This window comes from Bacillus sp. FSL R5-0576 (assembly GCF_038004765.1).
GTDB classification, from domain to species: domain Bacteria; phylum Bacillota; class Bacilli; order Bacillales; family Bacillaceae; genus Bacillus; species Bacillus subtilis.
Window position 1 is genome coordinate 494,258 of record NZ_JBBORU010000001.1, and the last position, 21,978, is coordinate 516,235.

Annotated in this window: 22 protein-coding genes and 1 riboswitch; of the genes, 13 read left to right on the forward strand and 9 right to left on the reverse strand. The window is 43.3% G+C overall.

The window, feature by feature from the left end; all coding sequences use genetic code 11:
* Positions 1 to 171 precede the first annotated feature (171 nt).
* Complete coding sequence (gene dinB / locus NX903_RS02575) at positions 172 to 690, reverse strand: damage-inducible protein DinB (RefSeq protein ID WP_077671250.1); 519 nt, start codon at positions 688 to 690, stop codon at positions 172 to 174.
* Between the two features lie 168 nt (positions 691 to 858).
* On the opposite strand from dinB, the gene NX903_RS02580 reads away from it, so the two are divergent.
* Together NX903_RS02580 and NX903_RS02585 are read left to right on the forward strand one after the other, a co-directional pair.
* The gene (locus NX903_RS02580; RefSeq protein ID WP_042977030.1) at positions 859 to 1,317 is read left to right on the forward strand and encodes a MarR family transcriptional regulator; all 459 of its coding nucleotides are present in this window, start codon (positions 859 to 861) and stop codon (positions 1,315 to 1,317) included.
* On the forward strand, positions 1,314 to 3,971 hold the full coding sequence (locus tag NX903_RS02585; protein WP_086343509.1) for an MMPL family transporter: 2,658 nt from the start codon (positions 1,314 to 1,316) through the stop codon (positions 3,969 to 3,971). Before NX903_RS02580 ends, NX903_RS02585 begins: the two co-directional genes overlap by 4 nt.
* A gap of 145 nt (positions 3,972 to 4,116) precedes the next feature.
* Here NX903_RS02585 and NX903_RS02590 read toward each other — a convergent pair whose 3' ends face one another.
* Positions 4,117 to 4,746 carry a nitroreductase family protein gene (locus NX903_RS02590; RefSeq protein WP_003234135.1) on the reverse strand — a complete coding sequence of 210 codons (630 nt, stop codon included), beginning with the start codon at positions 4,744 to 4,746 and terminating at the stop codon, positions 4,117 to 4,119.
* A 15-nt stretch (positions 4,747 to 4,761) separates the two neighbouring features.
* The gene (locus NX903_RS02595; RefSeq protein ID WP_015252703.1) at positions 4,762 to 5,256 is read right to left on the reverse strand and encodes a MarR family transcriptional regulator; all 495 of its coding nucleotides are present in this window, start codon (positions 5,254 to 5,256) and stop codon (positions 4,762 to 4,764) included.
* 310 nt (positions 5,257 to 5,566) lie between these two features.
* Between NX903_RS02595 and NX903_RS02600 the strand changes: the two genes are divergently transcribed.
* Complete coding sequence (locus NX903_RS02600) at positions 5,567 to 6,775, forward strand: MFS transporter (protein ID WP_014475975.1); 1,209 nt, start codon at positions 5,567 to 5,569, stop codon at positions 6,773 to 6,775.
* Positions 6,776 to 6,810: 35 nt separating this feature from the next.
* On the opposite strand, the gene NX903_RS02605 is transcribed toward NX903_RS02600, so the two are convergent.
* Positions 6,811 to 7,548, reverse strand: coding sequence for a sulfite exporter TauE/SafE family protein (locus tag NX903_RS02605; RefSeq protein WP_003234130.1), 738 nt, complete (start codon positions 7,546 to 7,548; stop codon positions 6,811 to 6,813).
* A 248-nt stretch (positions 7,549 to 7,796) separates the two neighbouring features.
* Between NX903_RS02605 and NX903_RS02610 the strand changes: the two genes are divergently transcribed.
* From NX903_RS02610 to NX903_RS02620, 3 genes are all read left to right on the forward strand, one after another.
* Positions 7,797 to 8,471 carry a GntR family transcriptional regulator gene (locus NX903_RS02610; protein ID WP_086343510.1) on the forward strand — a complete coding sequence of 225 codons (675 nt, stop codon included), beginning with the start codon at positions 7,797 to 7,799 and terminating at the stop codon, positions 8,469 to 8,471.
* A gap of 126 nt (positions 8,472 to 8,597) precedes the next feature.
* Positions 8,598 to 9,860, forward strand: a complete 1,263-nt coding sequence (locus NX903_RS02615) for a glycoside hydrolase family 18 protein (RefSeq protein ID WP_086343511.1) — start codon at positions 8,598 to 8,600, stop codon at positions 9,858 to 9,860.
* Positions 9,861 to 10,020: 160 nt separating this feature from the next.
* Positions 10,021 to 11,208, forward strand: coding sequence for a macrolide family glycosyltransferase (locus tag NX903_RS02620; RefSeq protein ID WP_086343512.1), 1,188 nt, complete (start codon positions 10,021 to 10,023; stop codon positions 11,206 to 11,208).
* A gap of 38 nt (positions 11,209 to 11,246) precedes the next feature.
* Here NX903_RS02620 and NX903_RS02625 read toward each other — a convergent pair whose 3' ends face one another.
* On the reverse strand, positions 11,247 to 11,957 hold the full coding sequence (locus NX903_RS02625; protein ID WP_021481631.1) for a membrane lipoprotein lipid attachment site-containing protein: 711 nt from the start codon (positions 11,955 to 11,957) through the stop codon (positions 11,247 to 11,249).
* A gap of 65 nt (positions 11,958 to 12,022) precedes the next feature.
* Positions 12,023 to 13,411: an alkaline phosphatase PhoB gene (gene phoB / locus NX903_RS02630; RefSeq protein ID WP_029317339.1), complete on the reverse strand. Its 1,389-nt coding sequence runs from the start codon at positions 13,409 to 13,411 to the stop codon at positions 12,023 to 12,025.
* 330 nt (positions 13,412 to 13,741) lie between these two features.
* Between phoB and fra the strand changes: the two genes are divergently transcribed.
* Positions 13,742 to 14,113, forward strand: coding sequence for an iron chaperone frataxin (gene fra / locus NX903_RS02635; RefSeq protein WP_024571330.1), 372 nt, complete (start codon positions 13,742 to 13,744; stop codon positions 14,111 to 14,113).
* Positions 14,114 to 14,187: 74 nt separating this feature from the next.
* On the opposite strand, the gene NX903_RS02640 is transcribed toward fra, so the two are convergent.
* Together NX903_RS02640 and NX903_RS02645 are read right to left on the reverse strand one after the other, a co-directional pair.
* Positions 14,188 to 14,685, reverse strand: coding sequence for a YdhH/YoaO family protein (locus NX903_RS02640; RefSeq protein ID WP_086343513.1), 498 nt, complete (start codon positions 14,683 to 14,685; stop codon positions 14,188 to 14,190).
* 17 nt (positions 14,686 to 14,702) lie between these two features.
* The gene (locus tag NX903_RS02645; protein ID WP_041351239.1) at positions 14,703 to 15,182 is read right to left on the reverse strand and encodes a GNAT family N-acetyltransferase; all 480 of its coding nucleotides are present in this window, start codon (positions 15,180 to 15,182) and stop codon (positions 14,703 to 14,705) included.
* Positions 15,183 to 15,266: 84 nt separating this feature from the next.
* On the opposite strand from NX903_RS02645, the gene NX903_RS02650 reads away from it, so the two are divergent.
* Positions 15,267 to 16,244, forward strand: a complete 978-nt coding sequence (locus tag NX903_RS02650) for an HD domain-containing protein (RefSeq protein WP_086343514.1) — start codon at positions 15,267 to 15,269, stop codon at positions 16,242 to 16,244.
* A 141-nt stretch (positions 16,245 to 16,385) separates the two neighbouring features.
* Entirely contained in the window at positions 16,386 to 17,003 is a 618-nt protein-coding gene (locus NX903_RS02655) for a YdhK family protein (protein ID WP_086344573.1), read from the forward strand.
* A 15-nt stretch (positions 17,004 to 17,018) separates the two neighbouring features.
* On the opposite strand, the gene pbuE is transcribed toward NX903_RS02655, so the two are convergent.
* Positions 17,019 to 18,185, reverse strand: coding sequence for a purine transporter PbuE (pbuE, locus tag NX903_RS02660; RefSeq protein ID WP_003234105.1), 1,167 nt, complete (start codon positions 18,183 to 18,185; stop codon positions 17,019 to 17,021).
* Between the two features lie 55 nt (positions 18,186 to 18,240).
* Positions 18,241 to 18,340: riboswitch (purine riboswitch) on the reverse strand.
* Positions 18,341 to 18,516: 176 nt separating this feature from the next.
* Between pbuE and NX903_RS02665 the strand changes: the two genes are divergently transcribed.
* From NX903_RS02665 to gmuD, 4 genes are read left to right on the forward strand one after another with little or no spacing between them, the layout of a single operon-like run.
* Positions 18,517 to 18,828 (forward strand): PTS sugar transporter subunit IIB, encoded by a 312-nt coding sequence (locus NX903_RS02665; protein ID WP_014112863.1) that lies wholly within the window; start codon positions 18,517 to 18,519, stop codon positions 18,826 to 18,828.
* A complete protein-coding gene (locus tag NX903_RS02670; protein ID WP_024571325.1) occupies positions 18,828 to 19,160 on the forward strand; it encodes a PTS lactose/cellobiose transporter subunit IIA in 333 nt (110 codons plus the stop codon). Before NX903_RS02665 ends, NX903_RS02670 begins: the two co-directional genes overlap by 1 nt.
* A gap of 18 nt (positions 19,161 to 19,178) precedes the next feature.
* Positions 19,179 to 20,507, forward strand: coding sequence for a PTS cellobiose transporter subunit IIC (gene celB / locus NX903_RS02675; protein ID WP_086343515.1), 1,329 nt, complete (start codon positions 19,179 to 19,181; stop codon positions 20,505 to 20,507).
* A gap of 17 nt (positions 20,508 to 20,524) precedes the next feature.
* A complete protein-coding gene (gmuD, locus tag NX903_RS02680; protein ID WP_086343516.1) occupies positions 20,525 to 21,922 on the forward strand; it encodes a 6-phospho-beta-glucosidase GmuD in 1,398 nt (465 codons plus the stop codon).
* Positions 21,923 to 21,978 lie beyond the last annotated feature (56 nt).

Here is a 21,978-nt window from a genome sequence, read left to right on the forward strand (position 1 = left end):
TTTATGTGTTCCTCCATTGAAAATTGTTTATTGAGTCAGCAATCTATTTTTAATGATTATTATAACACTAAAATTTCTATCTTTTTTACTAAAAAAGGATTGATGAAAAGAATTTTAATGTGATTTGGACTATTTCCCGAAAAAAGCGGCTCCATTTAGGGAGCCGCTTTCTTATGCTTTTTCAGTTTTTTTCATAAACAGGTAGAGCCCGTAATCTGTCGGTGCGGATGCGTAGCCTGCCTGCCGCAGCATTGCTGTGATATTGCCGCGGTGGTATGTCCCGTGATTGACAACGTGGGGAAGTAGTTCGGAAACAGTTGATTTCATGATTCCGCTTGAGGGATTTTGAATCTGGAGTGGCTTATTGAGCTGTTCTTTTTGCTGTAAAAATAGTGTAAAGCGCTCGGATAACCTCAGAAAAAGGTCTTCCATTTCCTCTATTTCTTTTGCCTCTGTCTGTTCTTTAAGCTGTTCAGCTAAAGCCAACGCATCGCTCAAGGTTTTGCCGGAAAACACTTCAATCCAGCCGAGATCAGAAAGATAAACATGAGACAATACATGGGATATTGACGGAAACACGCTTTGAATTTCTTGATGGTATACCTCTTTTGGAAGCTCTTTTAATCGGTTGAATATTTGTTGATTGGCCCAGACGTTATATTCATACAATTTGAACGCCAAATCTGACATGTTAAAATTCCCCCTTTCATGTGTATAGCTTCTATTATACACGAACGTGCGTTCTCGTGTAGAGTGCCCGTGAATAAAATTTGTTGACATATATAGTTTAGAGGAATAAACTAATTGACATTGAACATAAAGTTTAGCGGGGTAAACTATAATGAGGAGGGGAAGATATTGAATGAACAAAAGCTATGTCAGGCGATAAACCTGTTTGTGGAAGTCCTGCTTGAAGGGACAGAATTTGTGCATCGTGAAATCAATCAGGATGTCTTCAAGCATATCTCAAGGGAACAGGCAGACCTGTTGAAAATTTTAAAAGTCAAGGGCCCAACCTCTCCCGGCAGCCTGGCCATGTACCAAAATGTACATAAGAGCGCGATCTCTAACAGACTGAAAAAGCTGCTCGAAAAGGGATTGGTTCAATGGGACGACGGTCCGGAAAAAAGTGATAGGCGCTCTAAGCTTATTAACATTACACCCAGTGGTGAACACATACTAGAAGAATTAGATTCTGCCATCTTTAACGCGCTCAAACCGTTGATTGATGATATAGATGAGGAACACTTACATTCCATCATCGAGATATTCACCATTTTAAAAAGCAAATTTAAAGGAGGAGATTCTGCCGAATGAGAGCAATCATCAAATTCAAGTGGGCAATTGCAGCTATAGTATTAGCACTTACCGTCGTTTTGAGTTTGTTTTCTCCGAACTTAACGGAGCTGGCCAATCAAAAGGGGCAGGCCCAGCTTCCCGCTGATGCTGTTTCAGAAAGGGCAAACGCCATTTTAAAACAAGCGGGAGAAGACAATAATTCGATCAGTGTTGTCTTTACATTAGACAACGCTATAAAGAAAGAAACAGAGAATCAGCTCCGGATAATGATTGATAAAATCAAAAAGATCGACGGTGTAGAAGAGGTAACATCTCCTCTGTCAGCGGAAAAAGAAGTCAAAGACCAGTTGATGTCGAAAGACAAGAAAACCGTTCTCATGCCTATCACGATTACAGGTTCTGATAAAAAGGCGGAAAAAATTGCGGACGAGATTTATCAAATCGTTCCTGATGACTTGACGGCATATATTACGGGAGCTTCCCTTATCAACCAGGATTTCGCTCACAGCTCAGAGGAAGGGCTTAAGAAAACGGAAGTGATCACAGTCTGCCTGATCATCGGTTTACTGTTGATCGTGTTCCGATCTGTTGTGACGCCTTTTATCCCGATTGTGGTTGTCGGTTTTTCTTATCTGATCAGTCAATCCATACTGGGCATCCTTGTATACAATGTTGATTTTCCTATCTCGACGTTTACGCAAACCTTCTTAGTCGCGATCTTGTTCGGCATTGGAACAGATTACTGCATACTGCTTCTTACACGATTCCGTGAAGAATTGGCAAACGGGCATGATAAAAAAGAAGCGGCGCTTATCGCTTACCGCACAGGGGGAAAAACCTTATTTATCAGCGGATTTGCGGTATTGATCGGATTTTCCGCCTTAGGATTTGCGAAGTTTGCGATTTTCCAATCCGCAGTAGGGGTAGCAGTCGGTGTGGGAATTTTAATGATCATCCTCTACACACTGCTGCCATTATTTATGGTGACGCTGGGAGAAAAATTATTCTGGCCTTCTAAGAAAGTGCTGTCACACAGTGATAACAAACTATGGGCGTTTCTCGGCAGACACTCCGTTGCGCGTCCGTTTCTGTTCATTGTCATCACGGTGGTGATTACGCTTCCGTTCATCTTGACCTATGATGACCAGATTTCATTCGACTCAACTGCGGAAATCAGCAGCGATTATAAATCTATAAAAGCTCTCGAGGCCATTAAGGATGGATTCGGGGAAGGAAAAGCGTTCCCGATCAATGTTGTCGTAAAAGGAGACAAAGATCTTACAACAGCTGATACAATCCCCTATCTAGGAAATATCAGCAAAGCGATCGAGAAAGTTAATCATGTTGACTCTGTTATGACCATTACGCAGCCGACTGGTAAAAAAATCAAAGATTTATATATTGATAACCAGCTAGGATCGGTTTCAGACGGGCTGGATAAGACGGTGAAAGGGATTGCCGATGTCCAAAGCGGATTAACGGATATAGAAAACGGACTGAATCAAATGGCAGGGCAAACCGGCTCGGCCTCAAATGGAGGGTCTGGCGGTTCACTGGGCGATGCGGCAGATGGCTTGGGCAAAATCAATCAGCAGCTGCAGCTCGTGAGCAAACAGATTTCCCAAACCGGCAATACCGCACAGACCGTGCAGCAGCTTACGGCAATAAGCGGACAGCTTGGCCAGATTCAAACCGGCCTTGAACAAGCGAACCAACAGCTCTCAGGCCAGCAGGCACAAGCCGGAACGCTGACAGAAAGCCTAAAAAAGCTGTCCGAAGGCGTGAAAAGCGCAAATGAGGGCCTGACGAAAGTCTCTGACGGTATTACAGCTTCCAGTGATATATTAGAGGACATGAGCAAAAGTCCAACTGTAAGAGATACTGGCATATTCATTCCTGATCAAGTAATGAAGGACAAAGACTTTAAGAAGTCAATTGACCAGTATTCCTTTGCAGACGGCAAAGGTGTTCAATTAAGTGTCGTTCTGGATTCAAATCCGTACTCAGAACAAGCTATTACGACAATAAACCAAATCAAAAAAGCTGTCGCAAACGAAGTTGACGGCACTCCTTTGGAGGATGCACAGATCGTATACGGCGGGGTCACGAGTATGAATGCGGACTTAAAGGAGCTGTCCACAACGGACTTCTCCAGAACAATGGTGATTATGATTATAGGCCTGTTTATCGTGTTAACCATTTTGTTCCGCTCAATGATCATGCCGATTTATATGATCGCGTCATTGCTGCTGACGTACTATACGTCGATATCCATAACAGAATTAATTTTTGTAAACGGCTTAGGAAACGCGGGTGTCAGCTGGGCAGTGCCATTCTTCAGCTTTGTCATCTTGATCGCGTTAGGGGTAGATTATTCGATCTTCTTGCTGGATCGATTTAAGGAAGAGGTGCACCTTGGCATTGAGCAAGGTGTCGTCAGGTCAATGAGCAAAATGGGATCTGTCATTATTACAGCTGCCATTATATTGGCCGGTACGTTCGCGGCGATGATGCCTTCAGGTGTCAATACACTGATGCAGGTGGCAAGTGTTATCATCATCGGGCTCTTGCTTTACGGCCTTGTCATTCTTCCGCTCTTCATCCCGGCAATCATTGCGACCTTTGGAGAAGGAAACTGGTGGCCGTTCGGCAGGAAGAAAGGAAAAGAATAATCGAGAGAAGAGTGATGAATGGTCATCACTCTTTTTTCATGACTAAACGACTAACTTCAGACGTGTTACCAAAAAAGATCAGACGATCAAACGGCGGCTGTACTTAAAAACAAAGAGCCCGGAAAACATTCCCGGGCTCTTTGTTTTATTTCCATTCTGCAATTGTATCAATCGGCAGACGGTAGGAAGCATAGCCTTCGTCTGCTGCTTTTCCGATAGAAAGTAGCATAACCGGTACATAACGTTCTTTATCTAATCCGAAGGTTTCCGCGATGTTTTCTTTATCGTATCCGCCGATCGGGTTTGTATCGTAGCCATGCGCGCGTGCAGTCAGCATCAGCTGCATGGAAACGAGACCTCCGTCAATCAGGATCGTTTCACGGTTGACCTGTGCCGGAAGCTTTTCAAAATGTGCGGTCAGCGCGGCGATTTGTCTGTCTTTGACCTCCTGCGGCATGTAACCAAGTTCCACGGCTTTTGAATAGATTTCTTCTAGGTAGTCTGCATTGTTCATGTCTGCAAATACAGCGATGACAGCAGATGATGTTGTGACCTGTGTTTGGTTAAAGCTTGCAAGCGGTGCGAGCTTTTCTTTTCCTTCCGGGCTGTCAATGACAAGAAAACGCCATGGCTGCGCGTTAACAGAAGATGGGGCAGTTGTTGCTTCCTCTAAGATCTCTGTCATTTCTTCTTTGCTGATTTTTACTGCCGGATCATAGTTGCGGATAGAACGGCGGCCTTTCATAATTTCCATAAAATCGTTTGTTTTGATCATGTTGATACACTCCTCTTAAGCTTCGATATTATTTATATTGTTTCGCATGCGCGCCAGCACATCAATGAGCAGGCGGCGTTCTTCTGCGCTTACATTTGCGAGCATTTCCTTCATGAAACGCTCCTTTTCCTTCTTAGAAGACTCAATTCGCTCTCTTCCTTGGTCTGTTAACCGAACAAGGGTGATGCGGTTGTCCTCAGGCTTGCGCCGCCTTGATACCATGCCTTTAGCTTCCAGCTGTTTCAGGTGTCTGGTAACGGCTGCGCTATCGATATTTACTTTCTTTTGAAGGTCGCTTTGACTGATCTCATCTGCATGATAAAGCAATGTCAGCAATTCCAAACGAGATTGGCTGATGCCCGTGCATGCCTCGAACTTCACGCCAATCACCTTGTTCACGCCTTGCAGCTGATATAAAATCTCGGCTTCCTCTGAACAAAATGACGCCAAAACCCATCCCTTCTTTCCTGTCAAAACTATTAATTGATATATCAATGATTGACACGTCAATTAATATACAACGATTGATTTCATCTTGCAAGCCATTTGCACTTTTGAACAACCTCCCAGCGCATAAAATTCGCTAGGCTAGAACTTAGCAAAAAAAGCTGGCCGTTTCTTCAGATGATGCTGATCACGATGATTCCCCGCATCATTCCCTTTATAGGTGTTCTGAATATCACTTTGCCTAGCCCGTGCTCAAGCGGCTTTCACAGGCTGAAAGTTATGATACAATATACAAATGTTTCACAGCTTCAATCCATAGTTGGAGCTGACATCCATTATATAAGGGACTAGGTTGAAGGGAAGGTTTGATAACATGCTGCACAATCCAACTGGAAAAGAACGCTTGGCACTAGCGTTTCTGCTCGGCATGCTTGCTATATTGGGCCCGCTTAATATAGATATGTATTTGCCAAGTTTTCCTGAAATCGCGGAAGATTTATCAGCAAGTGCTTCACTTGTTCAGTTAAGTTTAACAGCCTGTCTGGTCGGACTTACGATCGGCCAGCTGATTGTCGGGCCGGTCAGCGATGCGCAGGGAAGACGAAAACCGCTATTAATCTGTATTTTTTTATTTGCGTTATCTTCTCTGTTTTGTGCACTGTCACCCAATATAACAACTTTAGTGGCTGCGCGTTTTTTACAGGGCTTCACTGCTTCTGCAGGGCTTGTGCTGTCTCGCGCAATCGTCCGCGATGTGTTTACCGGAAGAGAGCTTTCTAAATTTTTCTCGCTGTTAATGGTCATTACCGCGGTGGCGCCAATGGTTGCGCCTATGACAGGCGGTGCCATTTTGCTTTTGCCGTTCGCAACGTGGCATACAATTTTTCACGTCTTAATGATCATCGGATTTTTACTAGTTCTTCTGATTGCATTGAGGTTAAAAGAAACGCTTCCGCCGGAAAAACGGATTCCAAGCTCAATCGGAACATCCGTCAAAACGATGGGCAGCCTGCTGAAGGATCGATCCTTTATGGGGTACGCGTTAACTGTCGGATTTATTCACGGGGGAAGCTTTGCATATGTGTCTGGTACGCCTTTTGTATACCAGGATATCTACGGGGTGTCTCCGCAGGTATTTAGTATTCTTTTTGGCATTAACGGGCTGGCGATTATATCGGGCAGCTTTATCATCGGACGCTTTGGCGGAATCATTCATGAAAAAAGCCTGCTTCGTATAGCGGTCATTACGGCTATGATTGCGACGGCTGTGCTATTAACCATGACCATGATTCACGGTCCTCTTGCTACATTAGTCATATCCATTTTCATTTACATGATTACGATCGGCATGGTTCTGACCAGCACGTTTACCCTAGCCATGGAAAAGCAGGGGCACCGCGCCGGAAGTGCAAGTGCGCTGCTTGGGATGCTCCCGCTGCTCCTTGGTTCAATCGTGTCACCGCTTGTAGGCATTAATGAGACAACAGCCGTTCCGATGGGAGCCATCATGTTTGTAACAGCTGTCATCGGCTCACTGGCGTTTTTTGGATTAACGAAAGAACGAGTAGGGCAGAATTCATAAAAAAACCTGACATGACGTCAGGTTTTTTGTTTTATTTAGAATAACAACAGCAGGCCTGCAATCGCCGGAGTCAAAAAGATGGCTGATTTCAAAACCACCTTTGGCATGAGGTTGGTGAATTTCGCGCCTACATAGGCACCGCACATTGTCCCGACCAGAACTTTGACAAGCAAAACGTAATCAACAAAACCTTCTGTGATATACCCGATGCCTCCACCTACAGCCAGAGGGATGATCACAAGCATCGTCGTTCCGACAGAATGGCGAATGGACAGATTCAGCATAATCATTAAACCAATTTGAATAAAAGGTGCCGACCCAATGCCGAATGTGCCGGAAAGAACGCCGGCTGCAATTCCTAAGATGACCGCTCTCGTATACGTTGAAAGAGTGCTTTGATTCACTTGAGCCTTCTCTTTTAAAATAAATAATCTGATTAAAATGAGAATTGCTGATAAAAATAACATTCCAGCCGTCAAATAATGAAGCAAATCAGCCGGAATAAAAGATGTCAGCTTGGCGCCGAAAAATGAGCCAACCGCAGCAAAGCCTCCGACTATTAAGCCGATTTTCATTTGAATGTTTCCCTCGCGATAGTGGCTGTATGCCCCTGATAAGCTTGTAAAAGCCATGCCGGCAAGCGAAGTGCCTAAAGCCGTATGAATCGGGATATGGAAAAGAAGCGTTAAAAGGGCAATGACAAAGCCGGCTCCACCGGCGCCAATAAAGCCTAAAATAATTCCTAGAAGAAACATAACAAGAATAATGAGCATATTTTTTCCTCCATTGAAAAGATGTAAAAATGTAATCGTGCGCTATTCTGGCGGAGGTATGATGTCCTATTGACGAAGAAAAACACGCCGTTTTTTCAGTTGCCAGTAGTCCGTCGACCGTCGTTCAGCAAACATATCGTACCTCAAATTCAGGGATCTGACAAGGCAGTTTGTTGCTTCCCATTACCATCTGTTATATGATTTTGATGAAGAAAAGCCCTTGAATATATTCAAAAGAGGTATTATATATGGACGATTTTAAATTAGATAAGCCGACTCCCTACTACCTGCAATTTTATAACCAGCTAAAAAAAATGATCTTCAACGGGACTTTTAAGCCTGGGGAACGGATAAACGAAACACAGCTGGCGAAAAGCTTTGGCGTCAGCCGCTCTCCGATAAGGGAAGCCATGCGATTGCTTGAGAAAGATGGTTTGTTAAAAGCGGATGACCGAAATGGATTTTCGATCACGTCATTAACGGCAAAAGATGTAGATGAGATTTATAAAATCAGAATTCCGCTGGAGCAGCTGGCAGTCGAATTAGTCATAGACGAAGCGGACGAAGAAGAGCTGACCATACTCGAAAAACAGCTTGAAGAAACAGAGAAAGCGATTCACAACGGCACGGAAGATACGGAAATCATTCGTTTAAACCAAAAATTTCATGGGCTGCTGGTTGATTTCAGCCATAACAGACATTTGAAAAATTTGCTTGAGCATATAAATGATCTGATTCATTTTTGCAGAATCCTTAATTATACCGGCGACCACCGTGCAGAAACGATACTGCGTGAGCACCGCAGGATATTTGAAGAAGTGAAAAAGAAAAACAAAGAAGCAGCCAAACAGCATGTGCTGGCTCATTTCAATCATGACTGTGAGCATTTGAAGCATGTGCTTGAAGAAGGAAAAGAGAATTGATTTGTATGATCCGGTACCAAGGGGGAGCAGAACCCTTGGTATTTTTTTATGTATTCACCACATATCTAAGAGGCCCCGTTAATAAGATTTTATGATGGATTGACTAACGAATAATGGGGGTTAAACATGTTTATCCATATCGTCGGGCCTGGTGATTCTTTGTTTTCCATAGGCAGAAGATACGGTGCTTCTGTTGATCAAATACGGGGTGTGAATGGTTTAGAAGAGACAAATATCGTGCCGGGGCAGGCTCTGCTTATCCCTCTTTATGTATATACGGTTCAGCCGGGAGACACGCTGACCGCCATTGCGACAAAAGCATTTGTTCCCTTAGAGCGGCTGCGGGCCGCAAACCCGGGCATCAGCCCAAATGCTTTACAAGCGGGAGCAAAAATAACGATTCCTTCGATCTCAAATTACATTGCGGGAACGTTAAGTTTTTATGTGCTTCGTAACCCAGACCTCGATCGGGAATTAATCAATGATTATGCGCCATACTCGTCTTCGATTTCGATTTTCGAATACCATATTGCACCGAACGGCGACATTGCAAACCAATTGAATGATGCGGCCGCTATTGAGACAACTTGGCAAAGGCGAGTCACGCCGCTGGCAACAATAACGAACCTTACATCAGGAGGCTTCAGTACGGAGATTGTTCACCAAGTACTGAACAATCCAACAGCGAGAACCAATCTGGTCAACAACATTTATAACTTAGTTTCCACAAGGGGATATGGGGGTGTCACAATCGATTTTGAGCAGGTGAGCGCCGCGGATCGCGATCTTTTCACTGGGTTTTTACGCCAGCTGAGAGATCGACTTCAGGCGGGAGGGTATGTGCTGACGATAGCCGTTCCTGCAAAAACAAGCGATAATATTCCCTGGCTGAGAGGCTACGATTACGGGGGGATAGGAGCGGTTGTCAATTATATGTTTATCATGGCTTATGATTGGCATCATGCCGGAAGTGAGCCGGGTCCTGTAGCGCCGATTACTGAAATAAGGAGAACCATTGAGTTTACGATTGCGCAGGTGCCGAGCAGAAAAATCATTATCGGAGTCCCGCTCTACGGGTACGACTGGATCATCCCGTACCAGCCGGGCACAGTTGCTTCAGCGATTTCAAATCAAAACGCAATCGAAAGAGCGATGAGGTACCAAGCCCCGATACAATATTCAGCCGAATATCAATCACCGTTTTTCCGGTACAGTGATCAGCAGGGGCGGACGCATGAGGTATGGTTTGAGGATGTCAGGAGCATGAGCCGGAAGATGCAGATCGTCCGCGAATACAGATTGCAGGCTATTGGCGCTTGGCAGTTAACGCTGGGCTTTACACCGGGCCCATGGCTTCTGCGGAAATTTTTTACGATTAGAAAAGTGTAAAAAAAGACACCAGAGCTTGGGTGTCTTTTTTTTGATTAAGTCCAGAGCAGCAGAATAGTTCATTCATTTGTACCTTGCATGGGTTGTGTTCCCATTTTACGATTAGTAGTAGTCTGATTAAACAAAGAGTCAGAATACGATTTGAGAGGGAGTTGTCTACATGAAGACAGTATTGATTTTGAATTTTCCTGCGGAAGGCCATGTGAATCCTACCTTAGGCATTACAAAAGCGTTTTCCGATAAGGGATATGATGTCCATTATATATCCACTGAAAAATATAAAGAACGATTAGAAGCAGCGGGAGCAACGGTCCATCTTCACCGGGATCTGCTGCGAACGACACCTATTCATGTCGGTTCGCCCAATGGCATTCTTGATTTCGTGAAAATCCATATCAAAACGTCATTGGACATTTTACAGATTGTCAAAGACTTATCTAAGAGCATTCAATTTGATTTTGTTTATTATGATAAATTCGGCGCGGGGGAATTGGTAAGGGATTACTTAGATATTCCAGGAGTCTCTTCATCGGCGTCTTTCTTGTTTGGCGAGGAGCACCTGAAAATCCTGCCGCTGCATCCGGAGTCTGGAGCGCCGCTTGAATTGGATCAAGAGTGCGAAGACCTTTTGGCAAAAATGAAAGAAACGTACGGTGTTGCCCCGAAAAACCTGGTTCAATTCATGAACAATAAAGGGGAATTGAACGTAGTGTATACAAGCCGTTATTTTCAGCCAGAAAGTGATCGTTTCGGGGATGAATGTCTATTTATCGGGCCGAGCTTTCCAAAGAGAGCGGAAAAAACAGATTTCCCGATTGAACAGCTAAAAGATGAGAAGGTCATTTATATTTCAATGGGGACTGTACTGGATCATACAGAGGATTTTTTCAACCTTTGTATTGATGCATTTTCAGGCTTTAACGGAAAAGTCGTCATCGCTGCCGGAGAAAAAGCGGACCTGACCAAATTAAAGCAGGCGCCGGAAAACTTTATCATTGCTCCGTATGTCCCTCAGCTGGAAGTGCTGGAGCAATCGGATGTTTTCATTACACACGGCGGAATGAACAGCGTAAACGAAGGCATTCATTTCAGCGTGCCACTGGTTGTCATGCCTCATGACAAGGATCAGCCGATGGTGGCGCAGCGTCTCTCTGAACTCCATGCAGGCTATGTCATCTCTAAAGATGAAGTCAATGCCCAAATATTAAAACAAGCCGTAGATGAGGTTTTGCGCAACGATCAGTATATGGCAGGCATTAAAAAAATCAATCAAAGCTTCAAAGAATGTATGGACATGGAAGAAGTGATGGAGCGGATTGATGAGTTGATTCGCCAAAAAAACAAATAAGAAAAAGAACTCCCGTACCTTGTACGGGAGTTCTTAATTTAAAACTTAATTTTGATTTTTTGAGCATCACTGATTTTCTTATGGTTATGGTCAAAGACGTCACTTGTCGTGATTTCGATCCACTTGATCTCTTTTGTTTTCTTCTCAGCATCCGCGGCCTTATCATGAGCATGGCCGCTTGATGCGTTCACAATAAAGCCGAGATTTCCGGACTTTTCGGCGCCACCTTCCAATTCGCCGTTTAACTCTTCAAGATAAATATCTTTGTTCCAATCAAAGGTTTCGCCCGTATTTGTTTTCATCAATGCAATCGGCGCAACATTTACTTTTTTTGAAGAGGTGTTCTTGATATCAACGAAGACCTTAACGAAATCAAACTCTTCATCGTGTGTTAACTCATGAAAGTAATCAATCATGCTGTAGTCCGGGCGCAAGTGGATCAGCTTCATTTCTTTTACCGTTAACTCCACGTCGCCAATCTTATAGGTTTTGTTCACTTGTTTGATATCTTTTAAGACAGCTTTTCCTTTATCATCTGAAAACGTTTGGCCGACCTTAAGCAATGACCGGTCATCAGTTACCTGGGAATTAGGCTGATAATCATCTGTGCTGTCCTTCTGGGATGAAGTGCTTTGCGGCTCAGCTTTTACTGTTTTCTCCCCGCCTGCATGCTGTTTTTCAGTACTGGCGTTTGATGAGCAGCCCGCAAGCATGATAGCAAAAACGAAAATTGAAAGAATTCTTCTCATGATGATTCCTCCATTAAAAAGAGATCCCGTTACTTCATACAAGCAACGGGACACCTTGTATTCTTTTACTTATCGTTAATCTTAATGTTGTATTGTAAAGCCTTGAAGACATTTTTTGCGATTTCTGTATTATCAATTTGGCCGGCAAATGTCTCACTAGACGGACCGTATGCATAGACGGGAACATCTTCACCGGTATGTCCGCCTGTTGTCCATCCAGTGTGAGAGCGTTTATTAAAGATGTTCTCGATTGCGTTATCGATATCCAGTACTTCCTTCGATTTTGCCGCTTCTTCAACAGATTGAATTTCGGCTTTTGTTAAAGCCAATTTTTTTTGATCGATATATGTTTTCAACGTTTTTTCAACATCCGCGCCGTCAGCGATCTTTTCTGCCATAAAGTCTGGTGTGCGCTTTGCGGCTTTAATGGGTTCACTGAACCAGTTGTAGATGCCGTCCGCACCGATGGAATATCCGCCGGTTGAATGGTCAGCCGTTGCGACAACCAATGTGTGCTTGTCTTTTTTAGCGAAATCAATAGCCGCCTTATAAGCTTGTTCAAAGTCTTCCATCTCGCTCATGGCGCCGACGATATCATTGTCATGGCCCGCCCAGTCAATTTGGCTGCCTTCCACCATGAGGAAGAATCCGTCTTTATCCTTGTTTAATTTTTTAATGGCTGTGTTTGTCATATCTTTAAGTGATGGAATATCCTTCGTCCGGTCAATCTTTTTAGGCAGGCCGCCGTCAGCGAATAGGCCGAGAACTTGGCTGTCTTTGTTTTTCAGCATGTCCTTGCGGTTATCCACGTAGCTGTATCCCGCTTTTTTGAATTCCTTGATCAAATTACGGTCCTTACGGTCAAAATTGCTCTTTCCTCCGCCTAGAAGGACATCAATTTTGTGCTTGCCGTTGACCATCTCATCAAAATAATCATCCGCAATTGAGTTCATATTTTTTCGGCTGTGGTCGTGTGAACCGAAAGAGGCCGGAGTGGCGTGTGTAATTTCTGAAGTAGCCACAAGTCCTGTTGCTTTTCCTTTTTCTTTCGCAGCTTCAAGCACCGTTTTGGCTTCTGACCCGTCGTTATCCACGGCTATGGCATTATTGTATGTTTTAATTCCCGCAGACATAGCCGTTGCCGCCGCTGCAGAATCTGTTACATTTTGTTCAGGATCATCGGGGTAAGTTGTTTGCTGGCCGACAAGATACTGATCAAAAGCCGTAGGCTCCACAACTTTTGTCTTTTTATTATCCTTTAAGTATCGATAAGCGGACGTATAAGACACACCCATACCATCACCAATCAGAACAATAACATTCTTAATTTCGTCTTGGTTTCCCTTTTTCTTTTCCTGGGCGCTGGCATCAGGCACACTGCCGCTGGCTAAGCTGCTGAACGCAATTGATGATAAAACCGCGATAGGCAGTAATTTCTTCGGGAATTTTTTCAACTGGATAACCTCCTAAATATAGATGAATCACTATGACAACCCAATTATATTTTTAAACTGTTAAGCTAGTATTAATCGATTTTAAAGATTGGATTTACAAGAATAATGAACTGCTATCAAAAGAAGGAAAGAGTGATAGTACTAAAGAAATAAATTGGAGGAATAGATACTGGCCGTGGATAGTCGGACTGAAATCTGCTATAGTCGCATAGAAGCAACCCGCTTACATCTTGAACAATTTTAAGTATTATGTTGGAAAGAGGTATTGTGTAAGCACATGTCTGAGCAATTCATATGGAGTGGCATCATTTTATTTTAGGAGGGAACAACATGGACGTTTTTTCTGAGTACTTAGCGGGGATTGATGACCCGTTCCACCGAGAAAGAACGGAAGAGGTGTTAACTTGGATCAAAGATAAATATCCAAATTTACATACAGAAATAAAATGGAATCAACCGATGTTTACGGATCACGGTACATTTATTATTGGCTTTAGTGTTTCTAAAAAGCATTTAGCTGTCGCTCCTGAAAAAGTAACGATAGCGCACGTAGAGGATGATATTGTGAAGGCCGGATATGATTACACCGAGCAGCTGATACGTATCCCTTGGAATGGTCCAGTTGATTACACGCTACTTGAGAAAATGATTGAGTTTAATATTTTGGATAAGGCGGACTGCTCCACTTTTTGGCGGAAATGAAGAAAAAGGCATAACATATGGGCTGTATAAAATATGTTATGCCTTTTCATTTGTCTATTTTTCGTTTTGATCATCTATTGCTGCTTTTCATCAAACAAGGTCTTTTCATTGAGCGCAAGCTGACTCGCAGAATAATGATTACCTTGTTTCCATTTCACTTCAATCGTAATATCATGGCCTTCAAGCTCATGTTCATCTAACCGCTCTAAAAAAGAAACGGACTTTTCCTTTGCGCTTCCATCAGAAAAAGTGCCTCCAGCATAATCATGCATCAGGATTTCCGTGTCAGAACTCAGCAGAACTTCATCATCCTTTTTTACAATCAGTGATTCCAAATAAGTGTTGTCTATTTCAATTGTATCACCGATCCAATAAAGTTTGCCGCTGTATTCATTCGGTGCATCTTCATTTTTTGTGAAAACAGCTTCCCAATTCTGATCTTTGCTTTCTCCCTGCCAATTCGGATACTCCAAACGAACATGATGAATCAGGTGATAGGAAAAAAAGATCAAGCAGAAAGCGATTAATAGGAATGCCGTGAAAATGAGAGGGTATTTATAATGACTGGACATAAAAGACTCCTATTCGTTTAATCAATTACCTTCGAAAATAGAATTTCATCCCGAATCAAAATGCCGTTTTCAGCCACCTCGGGAATCTCTGGCTTGAGTCGGCGCGCTTTTTCAACTGCGTTTGGAAACACTGCGGCGAATTGATAGCCTCTCTTTTGATAAAACGCCATCGCATGTACATTATCATTCGTTGTGATAAGCTTTATTCGTTGACAATGTGCATATTTAGCCGTCTCTTCAACCTGCTGAAGTAAAGCTGTGCCGATTCCTTTATTTTCAATCATACTATCTAATGAAATAATTTCACAATCTTTCCCATCTATTGTGTATGTAATACAGCCAATGATTTCGCCGCTTTCATTTACTGCGGCAAATCCATCTAATTCATCACACCGAAAAATGCCGCTGGAAATCGCCATCTCGGGTGTACCCCAATGCTTGGCAAAAAAATCGGTCAACATATGTTTTGCTATCTCATTGTTTGGGATGATGATCATCGTAACACTCCTCTATTGAAAGATTGCATGTGTACTATCAATATAAACAATATATAACAAAAAAATAGACATTGAGGTGACAGCATGGAAATCAGCGATGTTATTTACGGGCACCACCATATAGACGGAGTGCTGGAAGAGCTTATCAAAAGCGCTCCTGTGCAAAGGTTAAAAGGGATCTATCAAGGCGGAGCAAGCTTTTTAGTGAATCGAAAGTGGAACGTGACCAGGTATGAGCACTCCATCGGCGTGATGCTCCTCATCAAAAAGCTCGGAGGAACGATAGAAGAACAGATTGCAGGTCTGCTCCACGACGTATCACACACAGCTTTTTCTCATGTGGTCGACGTTGTCTTTGAAAATCAAGCAGAAGACTATCATGAAAACATCTTTCAACAAGTCATTGTTCACTCTGAAATCCCGGACATTTTACAAAAACACGGCTATCATACTGAAGAACTTTTATCTGACGATTCAAGGTGGACATTGCTCGAACAGCCCGCACCGGAGCTGTGTGCTGATCGGACAGACTATACGCTGCGTGATATGTACCGATATGGACACATTAACCTGCACGAAGCGCAAACCTTTTTGGATCATCTTATTGTGAGAAACGGAAGGATGTTTCCTGATAGTATTGAAGCCGCCGAATGGTTTGTCAGTGTGTACTACAAGGAAGTAATTGATTTCTTTTTGAATCCCGTGAATGTATATGGATATGAATATTTAGCGCGAGCATTGAAGGCAGCGTTGCGGCATGATGTCATATCCGCAGAGGATCTGCTGAAAACGGACCAAGAGGTACTGAACATCCTGCGTGCATCAAAAAATGAAGAAGTCCTGAGCTTGCTTACATCCATTCATCCCGGCATACAAGTAATAGAAGATGACATCCAGTACGATTTCCATCAAAAGAAGAAAATGCGCCTAATCGATCCATCCATTTTTCTTGATGACAAATGGATCAAATCCTCAGATGTTTCTGAAAAGGTGAGGAAAATGGGTGAGGCCGCTTATCAAAAAGCAAAAAAAGGTGTGTATATTAAAATCTTAAATCAGTAATTGCCGCCTGACAGCGGCTTTTTTCATGTTTGGCTTTGCAAACAAAGGGGAATAGGACAAACTGCGGGAACGCTTTATGAGAATATCAGCGTATTTACATACCGTTCGGGGGTATAGTATTATCGAGAGGGCATGTTTTCATTGTCTGCGGGCAAAAGTTACAGTAAAAAAATGAAGCAAAGGAGAATGAACATGAAAATCTCTAAAAATGCACTGGGAATTCTGATGTTATCTCTTGTTTTTGTTTTATCAGCATGCGGCAATAACAACAGTACGAAAGAAAGCACACATGACAATCATTCAGACTCCTCATCACATGAAGAGATGGACCATTCCGGATCAGCTGACGTTCCAGAGGGATTACAGGAATCTAAAAATCCGAAATACAAAGTAGGCAGCCAGGTAATCATCAATACTTCCCATATGAAAGGCATGAAAGGTGCTGAAGCTACGGTAACAGGCGCCTATGATACAACGGCGTATGTGGTTTCTTATACTCCGACTAATGGGGGACAGCGTGTGGATCATCACAAATGGGTGATCCAAGAAGAAATCAAAGATGCCGGAGATAAAACGTTACAACCCGGAGATCAGGTGATTTTAGAGGCTTCTCATATGAAAGGCATGAAAGGAGCAACAGCCGAGATCGATTCCGCGGAAAAAACAACTGTATACATGGTTGATTATACATCGACAACAAGCGGCGAAAAAGTGAAAAACCACAAATGGGTCACCGAAGATGAGCTTTCAGCTAAATAATAAAAAATCCTCCTTTTACAAGGAGGATTTTTTTGCTGTTTGAACAGGTCTTGTTAAAGAAATGAAAGCAAACAGGACAGCGATGATCACAATCGATCCGCCGCACCATGCTGTTGACACCACAGTACCCGTCTGATCCAAAACAACACCGCCAATGGCTGAGCCAAGGGCAATTCCGACTTGGAGGGCCGATGTGTTAAAGCTTTGCTGAATGTCAGACGAATCAGGTGCAATTTCAATTAAATAGCTTTGCTGAGCCGGGGCGAGGCTCCAGCTCAGAAGACCCCAAATCACCATGACAGGCAAAAAGAAAATCATAGACGATGTAGACAGCGGCAGTAAGAACATAATGATGGCAAAGGAACCGGTCACCAGCAAAATGCTCTTAAAGGAACCAAGCCGGTCAGATAGCGCTCCTCCGAAAGGGCCTCCGCATACAGCAGATATCCCGAAAAGGAAATAACAAATGCTGACCCAGAAAGAGCTCAGGTGAAGAGTCTCTTCTAAAAACGGCGCAAAGTAAGCGTAAAGCGTGTAGTGGCCAGCTAATGTAAACATCGTGACGAGGTGTGAACTCGCGATTTTCAGATTACCGATCGTCTTGAGTTGTTCCCGGAAAGGAATCATTTTCTCCGCCGGTATTCTTTCAAAGAAGATTGAAATAATCAGCATGGAGATCAGTGCCAACAGGCCGATGCCAAGGAACAAAATCCGCCACCCGAAGGAATCGCTGATTAAGATTCCGAGCGGCACGCCTAATGCGATAGCAGAGCTGAATCCCATAAAAATAATTCCGATTGCGCGGGCTCTGTATTCAGGCGCTACAATTTTCGGGGCAATTGTTAAAGAAAGCACAACAATCAGCCCTGTACTCATTGCTGCCAATACCCTAGATACCATCAGTGTTGCGAAATTAGGGCTGAAATAGGCGACAAGATTGCTAAGGAAGAAAACAAATAAAGCAATTAGATATAAGCGCTTCCGCTCAATCTTCGCAGTCAATGCCAAAAGCAGCGGCCCAGATACTGCATATCCCAGCGCAAACACACTGATCAGCTGTCCGGCTGAAACAATGGAAATGTCTAAATCATTTGCGATCTGAGGAAGAATTCCCCCCACAATTAACTCAACCAATCCGACTGCAATCGTAGAAGCTGCAAGCAGGAAAACTTTGAAATTCATAACAAACTCCTTTACTTAAATGTTTTGATAAATAAAAAAAATCCTGATTACAAAAAATGTCATAAACAAATTTTGTAATCAGGATTTTACGGTTCCTGGTAGACACCCTCAAACCATATTATTGAGGTTATACAAGTGATAATAGCTATTTAATTGATTCGTTTCCGTTGATGAGTGTACCACATTATGAATGAATCTTCCATAGAAAAATTTACAAAATGATGAACCGGACAAGCGTATGATTATATTTATTTTATAAAAGTATAGACATTTAAAAATAAATGACTATAATAATCGGTGTAAGCGTTTTAATCACAAGGGGGAATAGCAGTTGAAAAAAATATTACTCGCGTGCAGTTCAGGAATGTCTACCAGTTTATTGGTGACAAAAATGAAGGAATACGCACAGTCTATCGGTGAGGAAGCAGAGATTTGGGCTGTTGGCCAGGATAAAGCAAAAGAAGACATGAGAAAAGCGGATGCCGTTTTGATCGGTCCGCAAATGAGCTTTCTGAAAAGCGAACTCCAAAAAGAAGCGGATCAATACAACATTCGGGTTGAAGTCATTGACATGATGGCCTACGGAATGGCAGATGGGAAAAAAGCGTATGAGCAGGCATTGTCCTTAATGGAGAATCAATAATGGAACAGGTGAAAATCACGAATTTAACAGACGAACAAATCAGTTTTCAGCTTATCCTGCACAGCGGCAATGCCCGCAGCTGCATCATACAATCACTGCGCGCCTACAAAGAAGGAAACAAGGATGAGGCGGATGCTCTCATTGCCAAGGCTGAGCAGGATTTATCCGCGGCCCATGACATTCACTTTCAAATGATACAGAAGGAATCCGGCGGAGAAGCACAAGCTTTCTCATTGCTGCTCATGCATGCGGAGGATCACCTGATGTCAACATTATCCATGAAAGAATTAGTGAAAGAGATGCTTGATATTTTTAAAACCAAGAATCTATAAATAATCGGGGTGGATAGGGTGTTCGAGAAAATCAGCCAATTCCTTGTTCCAATTGCAGGGAGGTTAAACAATAACCGTTATTTGCAAGTGCTGCGTGATGCATTTATGCTGGCTTTCCCGCTTACGATATTCGGGTCCATTTTTGTCGTGTTAACGAATTTGCCGTTTCTAAACAAAATCATGAATGCCTCAATGCTTACATCGTTTCAGTCTCATTTCGGCATTGCCTCCACGGCGACTATGGGCATTATGTCTGTCTTTGTTGTGTTCGGGATAGGCTATTACCTGTCAAAAAGCTATCAGGTCGAAGCTGTATTTGGCGGAGCGATCGCTTTGGTTTCCTTTTTGCTCTTAACGCCATTTATCGTTCAGCCGGAAACAGGAGATGCCGTTACAGGGGTTATTCCGGTCGACCGTCTCGGTGCAAAAGGGATGTTTCTTGGGATGATTACGGCATTTCTTTCTGGCGAAATCTACAGAAGAATCGTTCAAAAAAACCTGACAATCAAAATGCCAGCTGGCGTTCCGCCTGCTGTAGCAAAATCATTTGCCGCACTTATTCCGGCTTTTATCACATTGACCGTATTTTTGCTGATTAACATAATGGTGACTCTGTTTTTTAAAACAAATATGCACGACGTCATTTATCACGCGATTCAGGCTCCGCTTGTCGGACTTGGAAGCGGTATCATTCCAACGCTGATTGCCGTGTTTTTCATTCAAATTCTTTGGTTTTTCGGACTGCATGGACAGATCATTATCAACTCCGTGATGGACCCGATTTGGAATACACTGCAGGTAGAAAACCTTTCTGCTTACACGGCGGGAAAAGAAATCCCTCATATTATTTCAAAACCGTTTATGGAGATTTATACAGTAGGGATGGGCGGAACCGGGATGACGCTTGCGATTGTGTTTACCATTCTCATATTCATGAAAAGCAGGCAGATGAAGCAAGTATCAAAACTTGGCCTCGCTCCCGGTATTTTTAACGTAAACGAACCGATTATCTTCGGGCTTCCGATTGTCATGAATCCGATCATTATTGTGCCTTGGGTGCTGGCACCGATGGTTGTTACGCTCGTCACCTATCTGGCTATGTCAGCCGGGCTCGTTCCGCCTCCGACTGGTGTGACAGTGCCGTGGACGGTTCCATTATTCATTAATGGCATCATGGCGACGAACTCAATCATGGGGGGCGTGATGCAGCTTATCAATCTGCTGATTGTCTTCGTGATCTGGTTTCCGTTCCTAAAAGCAATGGATAAATTAAATCTGGCAAAAGAAAAAGAACAGGCTGTGCAGGAGACAGCTGCTCAGCAAAATGATAACAGCATAAAAATGTGACATAAGGGGAGAGAGACTTGGCACAAACAGAACAATATCGTTTTCCAAAGGATTTTTGGTGGGGATCATCGGCTTCAGCAACACAAACGGAGGGTGCCGCCGACAGAGACGGAAAAGGCCAGAATATATGGGATTATTGGTTTGAAAAAGAACCGCATCGTTTTTTTGATCATGTCGGCCCCGCAGACACATCCCAATTTTACGACAACTATAAAGAAGATATCAGGCTGATGAAGGAGCTTGGCCACAACTCGTTCCGGATGTCGATTTCCTGGTCACGTTTAATACCAAACGGAACGGGCGAGATCAACGATACAGCCGCAGATTTCTATAACAATGTCATTGATGAGTTGATCGCTAACGGAATTGAACCTTTTGTCAATTTGTTTCATTTCGATATGCCGATGGCGCTTCAAAAAATCGGCGGCTGGGTCAATAGAGAGACGGTTGACGCGTATGAAAACTATGCAAGAACTTGCTTCCGTTTGTTTGGCGGCCGGGTGAAAAAATGGTTTACGCATAATGAACCAATCGTTCCCGTGGAAGGCGGATACCTATATGATTTTCATTACCCAAACAAGGTCGACTTTAAAGAGGCCGTCCAGGTTGGATTTCATACGATGCTATCAAGTGCCCGCGCCATTCAGGCTTACAGGGAGATGAAGCAGGACGGAAAAATCGGCATCATCTTAAATTTGACCCCTTCATACCCGAGAAGCAGCCATCCGGCGGATGTGAAAGCCGGGAAAATCGCAGACGCGTTTTTTAACAGATCTTTTTTAGACCCATCTGTCAAAGGCGAATTTCCCAAAGAGCTGGTTGACATTTTGAAGCATGAAGGCTTTATGCCAGATTACAACGCTGAAGATCTTGACATCATCAAAAAGAACACGGTTGACCTGTTGGGAGTGAATTATTACCAGCCGAGACGTGTGAAAGCGAAAGAACATCTTCCGAATCCCGACGCTCCTTTTTTACCGGACAGGTATTTTGATCCCTACGTCATGCCGGGCCGCAAAATGAATCCGCATCGCGGCTGGGAGATCTATGAAAAAGGCGTTTATGATATTTTGATCAATTTAAAAGAAAACTACGGCAACATCGAGTGTTTTATCTCTGAAAACGGCATGGGGGTTGAAGGTGAAGAGCGCTTCAGGGATGAACAAGGCATCATTCAAGATGATTACCGGATTGAATTTATAAAAGAGCACCTCAAATGGATTCACCGCGCCATACAGGAAGGCTCGAACGTAAAAGGCTATCACTTATGGACGTTCATGGACAACTGGTCTTGGACAAATGCCTATAAAAACCGATACGGATTTGTATCAGTCAATCTCGAGAAAGACGGAGAAAGAACCGTCAAAAAGAGCGGAAATTGGTTCAAAAAGGTTGCTGAGCAACACGGTTTCTAGATTTTCCTAAAGGTCAAGATCTTCCGGCAATCATCATAACGAATAGAGATGACGAA